At 39.9% G+C, this 18,754-nt stretch carries 23 protein-coding genes and 1 other annotated feature (1 of these 24 running past the window's edge); of the genes, 11 read left to right on the top strand and 12 right to left on the bottom strand.

Annotated features, from left to right (window positions below; all coding sequences use genetic code 11):
- Positions 1 to 125 (top strand) — a binding site (T-box leader); it begins 101 nt to the left of the window's first position.
- A gap of 60 nt (positions 126 to 185) precedes the next feature.
- A complete protein-coding gene (gene trpS, locus CEF22_RS13820) occupies positions 186 to 1,178 on the top strand; it encodes a tryptophan--tRNA ligase (RefSeq protein WP_100403322.1) in 993 nt (330 codons plus the stop codon).
- A gap of 67 nt (positions 1,179 to 1,245) precedes the next feature.
- A complete protein-coding gene (locus CEF22_RS18565; RefSeq protein ID WP_157843239.1) occupies positions 1,246 to 1,401 on the top strand; it encodes a hypothetical protein in 156 nt (51 codons plus the stop codon).
- 61 nt (positions 1,402 to 1,462) lie between these two features.
- Here the strand turns inward: CEF22_RS18565 and CEF22_RS13825 are convergent, their stop codons facing one another.
- From CEF22_RS13825 to CEF22_RS13850, 6 genes are all read right to left on the bottom strand, one after another.
- Positions 1,463 to 2,224, bottom strand: a complete 762-nt coding sequence (locus CEF22_RS13825; protein ID WP_100403323.1) for a YjbA family protein — start codon at positions 2,222 to 2,224, stop codon at positions 1,463 to 1,465.
- Positions 2,225 to 2,298: 74 nt separating this feature from the next.
- The gene (locus CEF22_RS13830; RefSeq protein ID WP_100403324.1) at positions 2,299 to 2,520 is read right to left on the bottom strand and encodes a hypothetical protein; all 222 of its coding nucleotides are present in this window, start codon (positions 2,518 to 2,520) and stop codon (positions 2,299 to 2,301) included.
- A gap of 111 nt (positions 2,521 to 2,631) precedes the next feature.
- Positions 2,632 to 3,873, bottom strand: a complete 1,242-nt coding sequence (gene fabF, locus CEF22_RS13835; protein WP_100403325.1) for a beta-ketoacyl-ACP synthase II — start codon at positions 3,871 to 3,873, stop codon at positions 2,632 to 2,634.
- A gap of 39 nt (positions 3,874 to 3,912) precedes the next feature.
- Positions 3,913 to 4,845, bottom strand: a complete 933-nt coding sequence (locus CEF22_RS13840) for a beta-ketoacyl-ACP synthase III (protein WP_100403326.1) — start codon at positions 4,843 to 4,845, stop codon at positions 3,913 to 3,915.
- A 176-nt stretch (positions 4,846 to 5,021) separates the two neighbouring features.
- A complete protein-coding gene (locus tag CEF22_RS13845) occupies positions 5,022 to 5,210 on the bottom strand; it encodes a ComZ family protein (RefSeq protein ID WP_100403327.1) in 189 nt (62 codons plus the stop codon).
- Entirely contained in the window at positions 5,207 to 6,181 is a 975-nt protein-coding gene (locus CEF22_RS13850) for a BMP family ABC transporter substrate-binding protein (RefSeq protein ID WP_100403328.1), read from the bottom strand. Before CEF22_RS13850 ends, CEF22_RS13845 begins: the two co-directional genes overlap by 4 nt.
- A 198-nt stretch (positions 6,182 to 6,379) precedes the next feature.
- Between CEF22_RS13850 and CEF22_RS13855 the strand changes: the two genes are divergently transcribed.
- Positions 6,380 to 6,562 carry a YjzD family protein gene (locus CEF22_RS13855; RefSeq protein ID WP_095479857.1) on the top strand — a complete coding sequence of 61 codons (183 nt, stop codon included), beginning with the start codon at positions 6,380 to 6,382 and terminating at the stop codon, positions 6,560 to 6,562.
- A 36-nt stretch (positions 6,563 to 6,598) separates the two neighbouring features.
- Here the strand turns inward: CEF22_RS13855 and clpB are convergent, their stop codons facing one another.
- Positions 6,599 to 9,196 carry an ATP-dependent chaperone ClpB gene (gene clpB, locus CEF22_RS13860; protein ID WP_100403329.1) on the bottom strand — a complete coding sequence of 866 codons (2,598 nt, stop codon included), beginning with the start codon at positions 9,194 to 9,196 and terminating at the stop codon, positions 6,599 to 6,601.
- 224 nt (positions 9,197 to 9,420) lie between these two features.
- On the opposite strand from clpB, the gene CEF22_RS13865 reads away from it, so the two are divergent.
- The 3 genes from CEF22_RS13865 to CEF22_RS13875 all read left to right on the top strand — a co-directional run bounded on the left by CEF22_RS13865 (position 9,421) and on the right by CEF22_RS13875 (position 11,448).
- The gene (locus tag CEF22_RS13865) at positions 9,421 to 10,191 is read left to right on the top strand and encodes an undecaprenyl-diphosphate phosphatase (RefSeq protein WP_232726209.1); all 771 of its coding nucleotides are present in this window, start codon (positions 9,421 to 9,423) and stop codon (positions 10,189 to 10,191) included.
- A 203-nt stretch (positions 10,192 to 10,394) separates the two neighbouring features.
- Positions 10,395 to 11,087, top strand: coding sequence for a Crp/Fnr family transcriptional regulator (locus CEF22_RS13870; protein ID WP_100403331.1), 693 nt, complete (start codon positions 10,395 to 10,397; stop codon positions 11,085 to 11,087).
- Positions 11,088 to 11,217: 130 nt separating this feature from the next.
- Positions 11,218 to 11,448, top strand: a complete 231-nt coding sequence (locus CEF22_RS13875; protein ID WP_100403332.1) for a hypothetical protein — start codon at positions 11,218 to 11,220, stop codon at positions 11,446 to 11,448.
- A 47-nt stretch (positions 11,449 to 11,495) separates the two neighbouring features.
- On the opposite strand, the gene CEF22_RS13880 is transcribed toward CEF22_RS13875, so the two are convergent.
- On the bottom strand, positions 11,496 to 11,804 hold the full coding sequence (locus tag CEF22_RS13880; protein WP_100403333.1) for a metal-sulfur cluster assembly factor: 309 nt from the start codon (positions 11,802 to 11,804) through the stop codon (positions 11,496 to 11,498).
- A 167-nt stretch (positions 11,805 to 11,971) separates the two neighbouring features.
- Between CEF22_RS13880 and CEF22_RS13885 the strand changes: the two genes are divergently transcribed.
- Positions 11,972 to 12,787, top strand: a complete 816-nt coding sequence (locus tag CEF22_RS13885) for a Cof-type HAD-IIB family hydrolase (protein WP_100403334.1) — start codon at positions 11,972 to 11,974, stop codon at positions 12,785 to 12,787.
- A 70-nt stretch (positions 12,788 to 12,857) separates the two neighbouring features.
- Complete coding sequence (locus CEF22_RS13890) at positions 12,858 to 13,349, top strand: YajQ family cyclic di-GMP-binding protein (RefSeq protein WP_100403335.1); 492 nt, start codon at positions 12,858 to 12,860, stop codon at positions 13,347 to 13,349.
- 53 nt (positions 13,350 to 13,402) lie between these two features.
- Here the strand turns inward: CEF22_RS13890 and CEF22_RS13895 are convergent, their stop codons facing one another.
- From CEF22_RS13895 to CEF22_RS13910, 4 genes are all read right to left on the bottom strand, one after another.
- On the bottom strand, positions 13,403 to 14,908 hold the full coding sequence (locus tag CEF22_RS13895; protein ID WP_100403336.1) for an alpha-amylase family glycosyl hydrolase: 1,506 nt from the start codon (positions 14,906 to 14,908) through the stop codon (positions 13,403 to 13,405).
- Positions 14,909 to 15,129: 221 nt separating this feature from the next.
- Positions 15,130 to 15,492, bottom strand: a complete 363-nt coding sequence (locus CEF22_RS13900) for a YisL family protein (protein ID WP_094834618.1) — start codon at positions 15,490 to 15,492, stop codon at positions 15,130 to 15,132.
- Between the two features lie 74 nt (positions 15,493 to 15,566).
- Complete coding sequence (locus CEF22_RS13905; protein WP_100403337.1) at positions 15,567 to 16,442, bottom strand: fumarylacetoacetate hydrolase family protein; 876 nt, start codon at positions 16,440 to 16,442, stop codon at positions 15,567 to 15,569.
- A gap of 19 nt (positions 16,443 to 16,461) precedes the next feature.
- Complete coding sequence (locus tag CEF22_RS13910) at positions 16,462 to 17,616, bottom strand: DUF418 domain-containing protein (protein ID WP_100403338.1); 1,155 nt, start codon at positions 17,614 to 17,616, stop codon at positions 16,462 to 16,464.
- Positions 17,617 to 17,705: 89 nt separating this feature from the next.
- Here CEF22_RS13910 and CEF22_RS13915 point away from each other — a divergent pair, with 89 nt between their 5' ends.
- The 3 genes from CEF22_RS13915 to gerPC are packed head-to-tail and all read left to right on the top strand — an operon-like array spanning position 17,706 to position 18,753.
- Positions 17,706 to 17,927: a spore germination protein gene (locus CEF22_RS13915; protein ID WP_100403339.1), complete on the top strand. Its 222-nt coding sequence runs from the start codon at positions 17,706 to 17,708 to the stop codon at positions 17,925 to 17,927.
- An 11-nt stretch (positions 17,928 to 17,938) separates the two neighbouring features.
- The gene (locus CEF22_RS13920) at positions 17,939 to 18,160 is read left to right on the top strand and encodes a spore germination protein GerPB (protein WP_095479869.1); all 222 of its coding nucleotides are present in this window, start codon (positions 17,939 to 17,941) and stop codon (positions 18,158 to 18,160) included.
- 26 nt (positions 18,161 to 18,186) lie between these two features.
- On the top strand, positions 18,187 to 18,753 hold the full coding sequence (gerPC, locus tag CEF22_RS13925; RefSeq protein ID WP_100403340.1) for a spore germination protein GerPC: 567 nt from the start codon (positions 18,187 to 18,189) through the stop codon (positions 18,751 to 18,753).
- Position 18,754 lies beyond the last annotated feature (1 nt).

Here is an 18,754-nt window from a genome sequence, read left to right on the forward strand (position 1 = left end):
CTCCTTTTGCGAACATAGCATAGTAGCAAAATGGCGTACCCCATGCGTTAAATGGCTAAAGAGGCTTAGCGACAGAGCTTAAGCAACTTAGGGTGGCACCGCGGATCCAACCATTCGTCCCTATTTTGGGGATGGATGGTTTTTTTATGTTTATTTTTAACTATTCAATAACAAGGAGAGAATGAATGATGGAAAATATTTTTTCAGGTATTCAGCCGAGCGGCACGATTACATTAGGCAATTACATTGGAGCGATGAAGCAATTTACAGAACTACAGGATGATTATAATTGTCACTTTTGTATCGTTGATCAACATGCGATTACTGTACCTCAGGATCGGCTTCAACTTCGTAAAAACATTCGTAGCTTAGCTGCTCTTTATCTTGCAGTTGGGATTGACCCAGAGAAAGCGACGTTATTTATTCAATCAGAAGTACCTGCTCACGCACAAGCTGGTTGGATGCTTCAATGCGTCGCTTACATTGGGGAGCTTGAGCGCATGACACAATTTAAAGATAAATCATCAGGGAAAGAAGCGGTCGTTGCGGGTTTATTAACGTATCCTCCATTGATGGCTGCTGATATTTTACTGTACAACACACATTTAGTTCCAGTTGGTGAAGATCAGAAACAGCATCTTGAGCTTACTCGTGATCTAGCGGAAAGATTTAACCGTAAGTACAATGATATCTTTACCATTCCAGAGGTGCGTATTCCAAAATCAGGCGCACGCGTCATGTCACTTCAAGATCCGACAAAGAAGATGAGTAAGTCAGATCCGAATTCGAAAGCGTTTATTACCCTGTTAGACGAACCGAAACAAATCGAAAAGAAAATTAAAAGTGCTGTTACCGATTCAGAAGGCATCGTCAAATTTGATAAAGAAAACAAGCCAGGTGTATCTAACTTGCTTTCCATTTATTCTGTTTTAGAACAAGTTTCTATCGAGGAGCTTGAACAGCGCTATGAAGGCAAAGGCTACGGAGAGTTTAAAGCAGACTTAGCCGAAGTGGTCGTTCGCCACCTTGAACCAATTCAAAAACGTTATTACGAATTAATTGATTCAGAAGAACTCGACCGTATTCTTGATGAAGGAGCAACAAAAGCCAATAAAGTCGCTTCAAAAATGATCAAAAAAATGGAAAACGCCATGGGACTAGGAAGAAAAAGAAAGTAACAAAAGCGGAAGGACCCGGTTAGTGACGTATGGACTGGAACGAGCCGCATGAGATAAAGGAAACACGATGAACGACAGTGAATCGATGTTGACTTATCGCAAGGAGGAGGGCGGAAGTACACTAGTCGCTAGCGCCTGGAGCTGGACAAAGAAATGCGGAGCTGACTGTTCAGACACGACAAGCAAAGGGAGTGTCCAAAAAAGTCGAAGAAACCGTTTGTAAGGTCAAAGAAGCCTCCAGAAAATCAGTGAAAACTGACTTTCTGGATAGCTCCTTTTTACGTTCATTGATTACTCGATTGATTAATTTTGGAAGCGTTTTCAACTTCCCATAGCTTTTCGAAAAAAGCTTGTCCTTTAATCAGATTTTCGCATAAACGGTAGTGGTGTTTCGACCAGCCCGTCTTTGTCTCTTGATTAAAAGCTTGCTTTACTTCTTCAAAGTCCATCGATTGAATTTCCTCATACTTATCAGGTGCCCATTCGGTATACCAATAGCGAATTTCGGCTGAATTTTTTGATGAAAACAGTTGATCTAAAGCCATAAACAGCAATTGCTTCAACTGTCTTTCTTTACGTGTTAATCCTTTCATGCTAATCGGCTCAAGAGATAGCGTATGGTATTCTTTGTTTTCTGAAGTGGAATCAAATTCGTACTTTTCAACTGGATGAACTTGGAACATTTCGTACACAAGTTGTTCCTGTCGAGGAACGAGGCGACTTTTTCTAACAGGGATCGTATACCCCATTGTGTCAATCGCTAAAATTCCCTTTCCATCTGAAACAACAAAGCAATGTTCGAGTTGAATTCGTTCGTGATTTCTACGTAGAAAGGCTTTTTTTCTTACATCTTCAAGTAGTTGCTTCGGTAGTTCAGATAATTGATTCTCAATATAATCAAATAATGGCTCTTCAATTAATACGACTGGCACCTGGTCTAATAACTCGACAGCGTCATCTTTGCGCCATTCGTGAAAATGACATACATTATAGCCATTTTCCTCTCCTTCAAACCAATTCACCCAGACATCATGAAGATACAACATAATGACCCTCCTCACTTCTTCATCTATTTGTCTTAAAGTATGGGCAAAATAAAGTAATATTATTCCTTGTAAGTCTATATTTTCTCAACTTTCCACTTAGACGGGAAATAGATAGAAATGGCCATCAACGCGAATCCGATAATGAGCAAATAGCATTCTGAGCGACCTACAATAAAGCTTGCATATTCTTTCAACGTCCAACCAGCTGTCAACAAATTCAAATACATAATACAGCTAACTCCTCCGAGAACCGTCAATCCAAACCCGATTAAAAAGAGCACGAGACGAAAGGCCATTAGCTTCTTCCTTTATTTATTTTTTTGTGCTTGTCCTATATGTATGATGGAGTGATGGAAACATGCAAAAAAGAGATAACTAAAATGGAATTTTAGTTATCTCTTTTATTATTATTGATTATATTTACGTAAAGCGATCGTCGCGTTATGACCACCAAATCCTAAAGAGTTGCTAATGGCAACGCGAACTTCTTTTTTCCGAGATTCATTCGGCGTATAGTCAAGGTCACATTCAACGTCTGGTGTTTCATAATTAATTGTTGGTGGAATCATATCATTTTTAATCGCTAACGCAGTAAAAATAGCTTCCACTCCCCCAGCAGCTCCAAGCAAATGACCAGTCATTGACTTCGTTGAGCTAATGGAAAGCTGCTTCGCATGATCGCCAAACACTTCCTTAATCGCCATCGTTTCAAATTTATCGTTGTAAGGCGTGCTCGTTCCGTGAGCGTTAATATAATCAACGTCTTCCGGGGAAATACCGCCATCATTAAGCGCTATTTGCATCGCTCTTGCGCCACCTTCTCCACCTGGAGCTGGTGCTGTAATATGGTGAGCGTCCCCTGTTGAACCGTATCCTACGATTTCTGCATAAATTTTTGCTCCACGCTTTAAAGCATGCTCAAGTTCTTCAAGTACAAGGATTCCTGCTCCCTCACCCATGACAAATCCATCGCGATTCGCATCGAATGGACGGCTCGCTGTCTTTGGATCTGGATTGGTAGAAAGCGCCGTATTGGCACAAAATCCTGCCATTGACATTTGCGTAATTGGTGCTTCACTTCCACCTGTAACCATTGCATCGGCATCGCCGCGCTGAATCACTTTAAAGGCATCTCCAATCGAATTTGTCCCTGTTGCACAAGCTGTCACTGTACAAGAGTTTACGCCTTTCGCTCCAAGTTGAATAGATACTTGACCTGTTGCCATATCTGGAATCATCATCGGTACGAAGAAAGGACTTACACGACGATAGCCACGCTCTAAAAATGTTTTAAATTGATTTTCAAATGTTTCCATCCCACCAATACCAGAGCCTACCCAAACACCGATTCGTTCAGCATTTGTTTCATCAATCGTTAAATCTGCATCCTTCACAGCCATTTTTGCCGCGGCGACAGCAAATTGAGTGAAGCGGTCCATTTTACGTGCTTCTTTCTTGTCCATAAATTGCTCAGGGTCAAAATCATTAATTTCAGCCGCTACTTTTGCCGGATAATCGTCAGGATTCACTCGCGTTAACGGCTTCACTCCACTTACCCCGCTTAATACATTTGCCCATGCTTCTTCTAATGAACTTCCTACAGGAGAGACAATACCAAGCCCTGTAACGACTACTCTACGTTTTTCCATGTTCCCACTCCTCATGCATTCATAAAAAAGTTTTTCGTTTTAGCGTCCCCATCTCATAGCAATGGCACCCCAGGTTAAGCCTCCGCCAAACCCTACCATCACTAGTAAATCATCGTCTTTAATTTTACCAGCTTCCAATTCTTCAACAAAAGTAAGAGGAATCGAAGCTGCTGATGTATTTCCATATTTATTAATCGTAACCGAGACTTTTTCTGTCGGAAGATCTAAACGTTGTCTCGCAGCTTCAATAATACGAATATTTGCTTGATGCGGCAAGAGAAAATCAACATCTTCTTTTTGTAATCCGGCTTTTTCTAGCACATTGATACAAGACTCTCCCATTTGACGTACAGCAAACTTAAATACTTCTCGCCCGTTCATTTGAACATATTGATCTTGATATAAATGTTTGAAGCCCGCACCATCTGCGCCAAGCTCAAATGATAAAATTCCGCGTCCTTCTGAAACGGGGCCAAGTAAAGTAGCACCAGCACCATCTCCGAACAGCACAGCCGTATTACGATCATTCCAGTCTAGTATTTTAGATAATTTCTCAACGCCCACTACCAACACATATTTGTAAGTACCTGTGTCAATAAACTGTTTAGCTGTCACAATTCCATACATGAAGCCTGCACAAGCAGCACTAACATCCATGGCTGCCGCTTTCTTCGCCCCGATTTTCTCTTGAATCATGCAAGCAACGGAAGGAAAAGAATAATCCGGCGTGACCGTAGCAACGACAATTAAATCAATTTCCTCTGGATGGATACCAGCTTGCTCCACCGCTTTTTTCGCTGCTTTCACCCCCATATCAGAGGTGCTTTCTTCTTCTCCAGCAATTCTTCGCTCTTCTATTCCAGTCCGGGTCCGAATCCATTCGTCCGACGTATCCATCACTTTCTCTAAATCTACATTTGTTACAACTTTTTCAGGCACATAGCGCCCCATTCCAAGAATACCAGTATTCATAAGGTTTTCCCTTCTTTCAACATCTTTTTAAGATGATATCAATTATTAAGACTTGGTACTAATTTTACTGAAAACAACTCCATTTTGCAATAGGGGGAATTTGTAGAGTGAGGTCGAGTGAACTATTTTCCCATGAAAAAAGAGAGCATCCATTGAATAGATGTCTCTCTTTCGATTTAGTTATTCTCTTCGGCATCTTTTTTTCCTAGCTCATAGGCTTCGTTCATCACTTGTAAAAACATTCCCATGAAAGGCTCCATCAGATCCATTGAGAACTCAATGCCTGCTTCTTTTACTTTTTCCTGTGCCTCTGGAAGGTATTTCATCGCAATTTGCATAAACTCTAAATTTTTATTTTCGTTCATTTTTTCTCCTCCGCTTTTCTTGGAAGCTTACCGGTTTCAATATAGTGATCAATATCTCTGTTGATTCTATTGACAAAATCAACTCCCAGTACCGGACTAAATTCACTTAATGAAATCACTCCATCTTGGAAGTCAAAGTGAAGGTTCCCTGATTTCAATTCTCCTTTAACAAAGCGCGTAGCAGCGAGTAAATATAACTTGTCCACATGCTGCACTGTACTCGTTAATACCGTTTCTTTCCCAAGGTTAGATTGATCAGCAACAAAACCGATGGCATATAGTCCTTGCTCCTTTAATTTCTCAATAACAGGTACATTATATCCATCTCCCGCTGGATAGACAACATCCGCATGCTGAGCCATAATCGGTTCTAACAATATAAGCGCTTTTTCAGAATCATCCCAGTCACCTACATACTTTGAGACAACTTGAATATCTGGACGTTCAAATTTTGCCCCTTCGACAAACCCCTTCACCTCTGGCTGCCATTTATAAGTAGCTAGAATACCAATCGTCCCTGTTTTAGATGCTTGGGCCGCTGTCATCCCACCAAAAAACCCCATGGCATGAGCTTCAAACTTTAAACTTGTTGTGTTTTTCTCTTTCGCATTGCCATTGAAGCTGACAAAATGCATATCGGGATATTCTGGTGCAATTTTATTAAAATAATCAGCGTACTCACTGCCATGCCCAAATACAAGTGTGACACCTTTATGTTCGAACTCTTCAACTGCTCGCTCCACTAAAGCTTGGGAGTCCATTCCTTCTTTATAAAAGATTTCAGAATCGTATTCAGACTGAATTTTCATCATGCCCTTATAGCCCTTCGTTCCCCACACTTGATCATTAATCGTTTTAGGAACAAGCAATCCTATTTTTCCAAGTACTTCTGAATCATCATTTGTTTGACATCCCATCGTAATTACTAACAAAAGAGCAGTGAGTGTCATCAACATTATTTTTCTTATCATAAACTCCGTACTCCTTCTAAATAGATATCACTCCCTTTTCTATCTTACTGTTATTTCACAAAGAGAAAAAGAGAAATCTTTTATTAAGAACAAATAAAAATATAAATGAGCGAAAATATCTCTTTATTGAGATCTAATTGATGTGCTAAGATTAAGGGTGAGTGACAAAAAGATTTTCATTGAAGGAGGAAAAATTCGGTGCAATATATTATGACTTTCTTTTGGTCTTTCTTACTGATTCAAATGTTAAGTTACGTTGTTGGTTCCATGAACGGAGTGGAATTTGCTTGGATGCCTGGTACCATCATTTCAATCATCGTAGCTATTCTTCTATTTGTTATTTCTGCCCTTGTTCCAAACGATCCGGTAGAACATCATTAAAAAATAGGCTGTCCTACATGTGGACAGCCTATTTTTTCATTTCACCATCAATTCATTATTCTCTACATCAATAATAGCCGTTTCATGAGCGGAAACTTTTCCAGCAATCATCTCTCGAGCAAGCTTCGTTTCTAAGTGATGCTGAATAAAGCGTTTCAGAGGTCTAGCTCCATATACAGGATCGAACCCTTCCTTCGCAATCAATTCCTTCGCCGCTTCTGTCACTTCTAGTCTAATTTGCTGCTCTTCTAGTCGTTTTCTTAAATCATTGAGCATTCGGTCAGCAATTCCTTTAATATTAGCAAGACTTAACGGCTTAAATAACACAATATCATCGACACGATTCAAAAACTCCGGTCGGAAATGGCGCCGTAATTGTTGAAGCACTTGCTCTTTCGTCTCTTCTTGGATTTCTTCTGCGTTTTCTTTTCGTTCTAACAAAAATTCCGAACCAATATTAGACGTCATAATGACAACAGTATTTTTACAATCGATCGTTCGACCTTGGGAATCCGTAATACGACCGTCATCTAACATTTGCAGTAAAATATTAAATACTTCTGAATGCGCCTTCTCAATCTCGTCAAGTAGCACGACAGAATACGGCTTTCTTCGTAAGGCTTCCGTTAATTGTCCCCCTTCTTCATATCCAACATATCCGGGAGGTGCACCGATTAAGCGGGAAACTGCATGTTTTTCCATGTATTCCGACATATCAATTCGGATCATTTGGTCTTCGCTATCAAATAACGTGTGCGCGAGCGTCTTCGCCAATTCTGTTTTCCCTACGCCTGTTGGACCGAGAAAAATAAATGAGCCAATTGGACGGTTCGGATCTTTAATGCCGGCACGTGCTCGCAACACGGCATCACTGACGAGTTGAACTGCTTCATCTTGTCCGACAACACGTTCATGCATAATGCTCTCAAGACGCAACAGCTTTTCTCGTTCTCCTTCCACAAGTTTCGTCACTGGAATACCTGTCCACCGCGAAACAATGGAAGAGATTTCTTCTTCGGTTACTTCTTCCCTTAACAACCGTTTTTCATTGTTTTCAGAAGCAACCATGGCTTTTTCCAAATCTTGAAGTTCCTTCTCCACCATCGGAATTTTGCCGTGGCGTAGTTCAGCCGCTTTATTTAAATCGTAACGATTCTCCGCATCTTCTAGCTCTCGTCTCAATCTCTCAAGGTGTTCTCTTTTCTCCTGTACGCGGTGAATGGCCTCTTTTTCGGCTTCCCACCTTGCTCGCATTTCATTTGCTTTTTCCTTTAAATTGACCAATTCTTCTTGTAATTGAATGCGGCGGTCTTTACTCGCTTGATCCTTTTCTTTTTTCAACGCGGCCTCTTCAATTTCTAGCTGCATCACCCGGCGAGTCACTTCATCGAGTTCACTTGGCATCGAATCAATCTCGGTCCGAATCATCGCACACGCTTCATCGACTAAATCAATCGCTTTATCTGGTAGAAAACGATCCGTGATATAGCGATTCGATAATGTAGCTGCTGCAACAATCGCTCGGTCGTGAATATTGACTCCGTGGTGAATTTCAAAGCGCTCCTTCAAGCCGCGTAAAATGGAGATCGTGTCTTCCACCGTTGGCTCTTGTACAAGCACTTGTTGAAAACGACGCTCAAGTGCCGGGTCTTTTTCAATGTATTTGCGATGCTCCTCTAACGTTGTCGCTCCGATACAGTGAAGCTCTCCACGTGCTAGCATTGGCTTTAGCATATTGCCAGCATCCATTGCCCCCTCTGTCTTCCCCGCACCAACAATCGTGTGGATTTCATCAATAAACAGCAAAATACGTCCATCACTTTTCTTTACTTCATTCAGTACAGCCTTCAATCGCTCTTCAAACTCTCCGCGAAATTTAGCTCCAGCAATTAAAGAGCTCATATCTAGTGAAAAGATCGCCTTATCTTTTAACCCATCCGGGACATCTTTACGAACAATCCGTTGAGCCAAACCTTCGACAATCGCCGTTTTCCCCACACCAGGTTCACCTATTAAGACAGGATTGTTTTTCGTCTTTCTCGAAAGAATCCGAATGACATGGCGAATTTCTTGATCACGCCCAATGACTGGATCTAGCTTTCCCGAACGAACTTCTTCTACTAGATCACGTCCATATTTACTTAACGCTTCATAACTTGCTTCTGGATGTTGAGATGTCACTTTTTGATTCCCCCTTATCTCATGAATAACCTTTTCTATTTTCTTTTTCGTTAACGCTTCCTTCGTTAAAAACTGCTTCATTTCATAATCGTTTGTATTGGCTAAAGCAAGAGTCAAATGTTCAACTGATAAATATTCATCTCCCCATGCTTCTTTCATCTGGTCAGCCGCTCTCATCAATGCTTGTACACTAGCGGATAAATAAGCTCCGTATTGAACACCTGCTCCTGAAATAACCGGCTTTTTGGCTAGTCGTTCTTCTAAAAAAGCCTTCCAGTTAGTTTCACTGCTTCCGGCACGCTCCATAATTCTGACCAATAAACTATCCGGTCTGTTCATTAATACTAATAATAAGTGGCAAAGATCGATTTCTGTATGCTCACGCTCTTTCGCAAGTGTTTGGGCATCAGCTAATCCTTGCTGCAAAGAATGCGTCATCCGTTCTATATCCAATGTCGCTCACCTCTTTTGACCATTTTTGACCTTTATCATAATTATATTTGTTTACCAATATAATTGTAAAGTGATATGCTGATAATTGGAGAAAAAAGGTGGTTTCAACCAAAATGCTTTACAGTCTCCCTTTCTTTAGTGTTAAATGATGAAGGTTAACTATTTGTTGGAGGTTTATGACCGTGAACGATGCTATTTTGTTATTAAAATATTTATTGTTAGGAATGTTTCAAGGATTTACAGAACCGATTCCGATTTCATCAAGTGGACATTTGCAATTAGCGAAACATTTTTTCGGAATTGAAATTAAAGGTTTAACGTTTGAGTTGATGGTGAACACCGCTTCCTTACTTGCCGTGTTGGCAATTTATCGTCAAGATATTATTCGCCTTGCAACCAATGGGTTAAGCTATGTGAAAACGAAAAATCCAGATGATCGTTCTGAATTTATGTTTATCGTCTATTTAATTATTGCTACGATCCCGGCTGGAATAATTGGCGTTGTCTTTGGGGATTTTATTGAAGACAAATTATCTTCTGTTCGTACGGTAGCTATCACGTTAATCATTACCGGAATTGCTTTATGGACAATTCGTAACTTACGCGGACGTAAAAATGATGGCGATATGAAATTAAGAGATGCGTTAATCATCGGCTTTGCTCAAGCTGTTGCTTTAATTCCTGGTATTAGCCGTTCCGGTGCAACAATTGTGGCGGCGATGGGGCTAGGAATGAAGCAAGAAACGGCACTTCGTTTTTCCTTCTTACTGTTTATCCCTGTGAGCCTTGGAGGAGCTATTTTAAGCTTTTCAGATATTTTAAGTGATCCACAGCTTACTCAATTGGCGATTCCTTATGCACTTGCCTTTATCGGCTCATTTGTTATGTCTTACTTTTCATTAAAGTGGTTTATGAATATTATGGCGCAAGGAAATTTAAAGTACTTTGCCATCTACTGCTTTATCGTCGGACCACTTGTACTTTTTTTCACCTAAATCACCAAACAGGGGAGACCATTTTACTTGGTCTCCCCTTTCGCTTACTATCTCGTGTTTTAACCAAAAATACCACAACTTAATTCACAAAACTTTTGCACCATTTCTAGAAATAAAATACTTTTTTTGCCTCTTGGGTTGTTTATTACTTTTTTTACTATTAAAATAGGTGTTATTAAATTTGTTTACAGAAGGAGAATTTGATGAATAGATGCCTTTCTCTTTCAGAAAAGTTTGTCCAGCTATTTGAAGAAGAGAACACAGTGAAACTCTTCCGAAAAGGAGATCACTTGTTCCAAGAAGCAACTGAAGCAAAAGAGCTTTTTTTACTGTTAAGCGGAAAAGTACAAATTAGTAAAGTAGTCCCAGATGGTCGTGAATTGTCGTTACGTATTTGTGGAAAAGATGATATCATCGTCGAATTCCCTCTATTTACTGGAGATACACAATATTCGTCTAACGCAAAAGCTTTAGAAAATGGCGAAGCTCTTGTCATGACAAAGAAACGATTGGAAGAAATGATTTCCTCTGACTCTCAACTAATGATGAATTGGTTTCAATACACCCAACTAGATAACCAAAAAACACAATCAAAATTGCGCGACTTAATTTTACATGGAAAAAAAGGCGGCGTGTACTCCACACTCATCCGATTAAGCAATACATTCGGGGAACAAACCGAAGATGGAATCCTTATCACTGTTACATTAACGAATCAAGAAATCGCTAACCTATGCGGCACATCTCGTGAAGTCGTTAATCGCATGTTCAGCGACCTCCGTAAAAAAAATATTCTATCCATTAAAAAAAGCCAACTAATCATACACGACATTCAATACTTAAAAAAAGAAATCGACTGTGAAAACTGTCCAATAGAAATATGCCAAATTGACTAATCGAAAAGCGGAAGGTGCCGTTTAGCGACGTATGGGCTGGAGCAATCCGCACGAGATAAAGGAAACACGATGAACGATAGTGAATCGATGTTGACTTATCGCAAGGAGGAGTGCAGAAGCCCACTAGTCGTTGGCGCCTGGAGCTAGACTAGCCGAAAAGCGGAGCCAACTTGGTCAGCCGCGACAAGCAAAAGACGAGCCGGCTGAAAGGTTGGTCTTTAACCTTTTGGACGGATTGGCTTTTGACCTCGAGCGGCTAGTTGGCGGAGCTAGACATTATCAAAAGCGGAAGGCGCCGTTTAGTGACGTATGGGCTGGAGCTAGACAAGCAAATAAAAAAGGATGCAACTACACACTGTAGCTACATCCTTTTTATTATGTGCTTAGCCCCTTCTAACCAATATGCTCTTATTGAATACCAAGAGCGATTTTGGCATAACGAGACATTTTGTCGCGCGTCCACGGCGGATTCCAAACAATATTTACTTCTACTTCTTTCACTTCAGGAATGTCAGCCAATGCAGCTTTCACTTGATCGACAATGACCCCTGCTAGCGGACAGCCCATCGCTGTTAACGTCATCGTAACAATCGTCTTTCCGTCCTCTTCCATATCAATATCATACACGAGACCAAGGTTGACAATGTCAATGCCCAGCTCCGGGTCGATGACTTGTTCAAGCGCCCCCATAATATTTTCTTTTAAATCTTGATCCATACGTTTTCCCTCCTCTTTCTATTCCACTATTTCTACTATAACAAAAGGAAGAATCAATTATCACCCTTTAAGCTTATAATTATTGATAGCTTTCCTATTGGACATATTGATTTATTAAAGCGTACACTAAAGAAGTAAATATATCGAAAAAAGGAGAGTGCCGCTTGATGACTGAAAAGCATTTAATTGTATTAGATTTAGATGGAACATTGCTTACCGATGACAAAACAATTTCTCCTCGAACGAAACAAACACTCCAAACAGCCATGGAGCAAGGCCATGAAGTGATGATCGCGACCGGTCGTCCTTATCGCTCCAGCGAGCTTTACTATAAAGAGCTCGGCTTAACGACTCCGATCGTGAACTTTAACGGCGCCTTCGTTCACCATCCAAGAAATGATGCTTGGGGGATGTATCACGAACCAATGGATGCAAAAACAGCGATTGAAATTGTTGAAGCTTGCCATGATTTTAATTTCCATAATATTGTTGCCGAAGTAATGGACAATTTATACTTCCATTATCATGATGAGCGACTCATTGACGTCTTTAGCATGGGGAATCCTACAGTTACAACAGGAGATCTTCGACGCGTATTAACAGAGCATCCCACTTGCCTGTTGATTCATGCTGTTGAAGAACATGTACCAAATATTCGCAAGCATTTAAGCGATGTTCACGCCGAATTAATTGACCATCGTCGCTGGGGCGCTCCTTGGCACGTTATTGAATTAGTAAAGGCTGGCTTAAATAAAGCAGTCGGCATTCAACGAGCGGCAGCTGACCTTCACATTCCACAAGAACGTATCATCGCTTTTGGAGATGAAGATAATGATTTAGAAATGATTGAATACGCTGGAATCGGTGTCGCTATGGGCAACGGCATCGCTCCATTGAAAAACATTGCTAATGAAATCACGTTAACGAACGAAGAAGATGGGGTCGCTATCTTTTTAGAAGATCGGTTAGGTTTGTCAAAGTAAAGATAGCATTTGCTGGTTACATAGCCTTCCATTATAATAAGTGGTAAATACTTAATTGTTGGAGGTTCCTATGGCGAAAGAAAATTCATTTGATATTGTCTCTAAAGTAGACTTTTCAGAGGTAACGAATGCGATTCAAATGGCGATGAAAGAAATTCAAACACGGTATGATTTCAAAGGTAGCAAAAGTGAAATCAAGCTCGATAAAGAAGAACTTGTATTAGTATCCGATGATGAGTATAAGTTAGATCAAGTGAAGGATGTTTTAATTGGCAAATTAATTAAACGATCCGTTCCTATCAAAAACTTAGACTACGGAAAAGTAGAAGGAGCATCAGGAGGTACTGTTCGACAACGAGCGAAAATGGTACAAGGCATCGATAAAGATACAGCGAAAAAGATTAATAGCCTCATTAAGCAAAGCGGATTAAAAGTGAAATCTCAAATTCAAGACGATCAAATGCGTGTGACTGGAAAAAGCAAAGATGATCTGCAACAAGTGATGGCAGCTGTTCGAGGAGCTGACTTGTCAGTAGACGTTCAATTTGTGAACTTCCGCTAATTTTTCATCTCAAAAAAGGCTTCGAAGCTCTTGTAAGCTTCGAAGCCTTTTTCTTATCTTGCTGCTCTTCCACGTCTCCAAACAAGATAGATAAATACCATAAAAATAATATATACAGCCGCTAATGCAGCAATAAAGGAGATATTAATTCCTGATTTTTCAGTTAAAGCAAATACCTCTGATTGTTCCCGATCCAGGATAACCGTGAAATTCCCATTCTCCGCTCGCGATAAATTATCATTAAGCAAACCTCGTAATTCTTTATCACTCGCAAGTTCTTTAGCTGGAATCGTTACTTTTTGTGTCTCATCTGTATTATTGATCGCTACAATAAGCGTTTCATCTTGATATTCTCTCTTAAAAACGACCATGCCATTTTTTTCATATAGCGGCTCATATGAACCCCTCGTCAAAGCTGGCAATTGCTGACGAAGATCACCAATTTTCTTCATATAATCAATCAGCTCTTTATCGATTCTAAAGTTCATGAGACCATGATTTTCTACTCCCTCTCCTCCATCAAGAGCGATTTCAGATCCGTAATAAACAACCGGTGTGCCTGGGATCGTATAAAGATAGGTTAAGGCGAGCATCCAACGAGTACCTGGAAACATATTTTCCTGAACAATATCACGAGTAAATCTTGTCGTCTTATTCGTATCTAAATAATGAGCAGATAATTGCGGATCTTTCCATGAAACTTCTACTTCTTTTAACAGCTTCGGAGTTTCACTTGAGCTTTCGTTCACGTTTTTAAATTGTTCGCGTAATGGAGACATCATAGACCCATTCATCATTCCATCTAAGCCAGCTTTTTGGTATTCTGCGAGTTTGTTTACATTCATATCTTGCTCATTGCTTTCACCAAGCAAATAGAGGTCTTTATTCAATCCTTCAGAGAAATTTGCCCAGAAAGAAACAGGAGCATATATCGCATCGCTTAAATAATAACCATCGATCTTTGTTTGCTCGCTCCAATAGTTCGCCACTTGGATGAGCTCTTTCGTTACTGCCTGATTTTCTAAATTAAGTGTCGCCATTTCCCCAAGCCATTTCTCAGGCGCGACTTCACGCTTATTAGTGAACCAGTCGGCTTTTTTATCATCTTTCGTCCAAGGATGAGTTGTGCTCACACGTGTCACCGGAAGATCGATCAGCACCTTTAAATCACGCTCATGTGCTTCATTAACTAACTTTTTCAACTCTTTCATCGTGCCAAATTGCTTATTTGTTTTATAAAAATCGGTCGTCCAGTAGCCATGATAGCCACCTTTTTCATTTTGAAAAATCGGACTTAAAATCACCGTCGTAAATCCCATATCCTTTATATGATCCATCCTACCAGTGACCCCTGTAAAATCACCGCCCTGATAAGCTAAAGGATCATTGTTATTGACTTCCTGATTGTTTTGATTATCACCATTATTAAAGCGATCCACCATTAAATAATACATAGTTTCATCTTGCCACTTGCGTTCTTCTTTTTCTGCCGCACTAACAGGAAAGGCGTATAAAAGAAGAAACGGTAACAGTATAAGCGAGCACAATCTTCTTTTCACTTCCGCTTCCCCCCCATATCTAAATGATCATACCGCTTTTAAGATTACGCTTTTGTACACATTACGTCAAATCACAATAAAGAAAATTCAACAAAAATACAAATAATATTTGGAAATTTGGAGAAGTGTGGCATATGGTCGAAGAAACCTCCATCCACCTATTAATCTAAAAAAGTCTAGCTCCTCCACTAAACCGTGGAGGAGCTAGATGGTTATACATATTAAGCTAAGAAGTTCAGTCCCATTGGCAATTTAAATCCTAAGTAAAGAGTAATAATTAGTAACAAAACAGCACCAATTAACACTTTGCTTGTCTCTTTTCCTTTTTTCTTGCGCACTAACACCATTTCCATTAGACCAATCGTTAAAATACCCGCAAGCATCTTCATACCATACAGCATGTCATCGATCGAATGATGTTTGATGAAAAGCAATAAACCTGTGCCTAACACAAGAATATAAAATAATCTTAATCCCATATGTGCACCTGTTGAATATTTTCCAAGTGCGATAAAAAACAAGATGACTGCGATCACCCATGTTGTAATATGTAAATGGGTACTGTTAAAAAATAAAGCGTCCACGTTTGCTCCCCCTCCTTTCTCACCCTTTTCATAGTAACACGTTCCGGAATTAGAAGAAAAGTAAAGGCTCCTTTTTAGCGAACATTATTCTGTAAAGTACCAACTTGCTCAATCGTAATTTCCACTGTATCGCCAGCTTTCAGCAAATTAGGTGGGTTCATACCAAAGCCTACACCAGCTGGAGTTCCTGTCGCAATGACATCACCTGGTTCTAACGTCATTCCTTTAGAGAGTGTGGAGATAATTTCATCAATCGGAAAAATAAAATACTTTGTATTCGATTGCTGACGGATTTCCCCATTCACTTTCGTCTCAATATTTAGTTGATGCGGGTCTTCAATTTCATCAGCAGACACAATCCATGGTCCCATCGGACAAGTGCCATCTAAGCTTTTGCCAAGGAAAAATTGCTTATGTCGCTTTTGAATATCGCGAGCGGTCACATCATTAATGATCGTATAGCCGAAAATATAATCAAGTGCGTCTTCTTTGTTAATTTCTTTTCCACGCTTCCCGATAATGACACCTAGTTCCCCTTCATAATCAAGTGCCTCCGTTAAATCAGAATAAGCTGGAATCTCGTCTTGACAACCAATGACTGCTGTTGGTGATTTTGTAAATACCATTAAATCAGTAGGGATACTTTCTTCCCCACCCATTTCAATCGCATGATCACGATAGTTTTTACCGATACACATCACATTTTTTGATGGACGTGGGATCGGTGCTAGCCACTCGATATCACTCGCGGCGATAGCTGCATCACTTCCTGCTTTCTCCACATATTTCGCAGCAACACTTGATAAATTCTCTACTTTGTCAATCGCTTCAATGAGCGTAGTTGGCAATTGCTCACCAGCTAATGCAACTAAATCCCAAACAAGCTTCTCTTTTTCATCATATACCCCATATGTTTCTTGTCCATTTACGCGAAAACTAATAAATTTCATCATTTTTCCCCCTTATTCTTTATTTAGTCAAATACGTGACCTTTCTCCATAGAGATTCCATCGGGCCTCGTTTCAACTTAGATAACCATAATTCAGAAAGTACCACTTGTGCGGCAAAAATAGCGAATACGAGCCAAACTCCTGTTGTTAATGTAATTTGACCATAAAACCCTAGTCCATAATGATAGAAAATCAATGTGCCAATGACAGATTGCAATAAATAGTTCGTTAATGACATTCGGCCAACAGAGGCGAACGGTCTCCCTATTTTTTCTGCATACTTCCATTTCCCCAAAGCAATGACCAATGCCGCATAACTAATCGCCAACAGCGGTCCACCGATGAAATCTTGAATGAGTACGTAAGCAAGATTCGGTTCCACGACATATGGCAATGATTTCAATATCACACCCGTCAAAAAGAATGATATAAATGTCATCATCGCCCACTTTGGTCTCTCACTCCATCTGGAAAACACATTCAATTTCTGAGCGCCAGCACCAATTAACAAATGAGGAAAGATAGTAATCAACTGAAAAACCACTGAATCCGGTCCGTTCGTCACTAACCAGTCCGTCAAACGCTGATCAGTAATCTCCATAAAGCTACCGCTTCCGTACGCAGCCATTGACTGATTAATTCCCATAATATCGGTCCACAGCACCACACCAGTAGGATCGACTTTCGCCATTAATAACGAAAGTACGCCTAGAAAAACAGTAGGAATAAATAATAGTAAACTTCCGATTATTATTAATGTTTTTCCAGATAAGCGTAAAAACATTAAAAGCAAAAAGCCCAGCACTGCATAATTAATTAAAATATCACCAGACCAAATCAAAAACGCATGAATGACTCCAATGAACAACAGAAAAGAAAAACGTCGAACCCCTATTAAAGTATACGACATTCCTCGCCCCATTGCACTTTCTCGTTGCATCGCAACCCCAAACCCAAACATCATCGCAAACAATGGATAGAAGCTTGCTTGAACGAAAATATCAATCCAACGATAATTTTGAAAATCTGTCGCCGCATCCCACCATTCAAACGGATTATAGTACAAATACGGAGAATGAAAAGAGATCATATTCACTAAAAAAATCCCGAGCAATGCCAACCCTCGCAAACTATCCAATGATTGAATGCGGGGTTTTTCTTCTACAGTTGCCATACAAACACACTTCTCCCCTTTCATTTTCACAATTTTTGTTTATTTACATATCATATCATTAAATATAAAGAAAGAGGATGTGAATTGTCTTGCCGGCACTCGTTGGAACAATAACTGTGATCACTGTCTCTTCAAGCGGCGTTTTCAATGTCGGCGATGTATTCCAAATCCACCCCGTCGCACAAACAAAAACCTTTTCTGGAGCTGGTTCATTTAATACTGGTCATGGATTAACGGTATCTTCCAACATATCTAGTACCAACACACTAGATATGGATGGCATTGACCAAGGTATCATTGGCTCTGTGTAAGGAGGTAAATCATGAACATTCATATTTCCCAAACGATAAATATTCGTTTCATTAATATTACTAGTATTACTAATTCCTCGATGCTCCAAATCGGCACAAGCGGTCAAGTAGAGCAAGCTTCTTACTTATTAAACACAGGTGGCTTCACTCAACAAGCACCTCCAGCAACAGAAGAAACCGTCACTTTAGAAGCTAGCCCAACACCGCCGTTTCTTATTCCACTTCCACAGTAATATTCTTTTTGAACGGAGGGACTTTTATGATTCGATTGCAAGACATCCAAACTCTTTGGCAGTACATTCAACAGCAGCAGCGACAAATCGATTCTTTGACGAAAAAAGTGCAAACACTTCAACAAGAGATCGTTGAGTTAAAAAAGCGCCCTCCCGTTTCAGTCGATAAAATTGAATATTCCTTTGACCAATTAAAAGTTGAAACACTAGCCGGTACGTTAAATATCGGCTTAAGCCCTAGCGAACTATCTGGTATTAAAGATTACGCTGTTAATGTAAAAGGGCAAAATCCACCCGATCATCAGCAATTACTGCCGCAATTATTAGATGCTTCTAATCGCTTTATCGATGAAAACTTACATCGATTGATTGAAACATATGAAGGACAATTTCAAAGATCGATAGCTCCTGAAATGAAAGAACATATTAAAAGGGATCTTACAAAGCAATTACCTGAAAGAATTGGTTTTTATTTAAATCAATGTAAAGAAGAACCTCCTGAGGTAGTAAAGGAAAAAGTTCTAGCGAAAATAAAAGCAGATATCGAGCAAGCCCTAGCAGTATTTATTAGTAAAATACCAGAAATGGAGTGAG

It is taken from the genome of Bacillus sp. FJAT-42315 (genome assembly GCF_002797375.1).
Taxonomy (GTDB): domain Bacteria; phylum Bacillota; class Bacilli; order Bacillales; family Domibacillaceae; genus Bacillus_CE.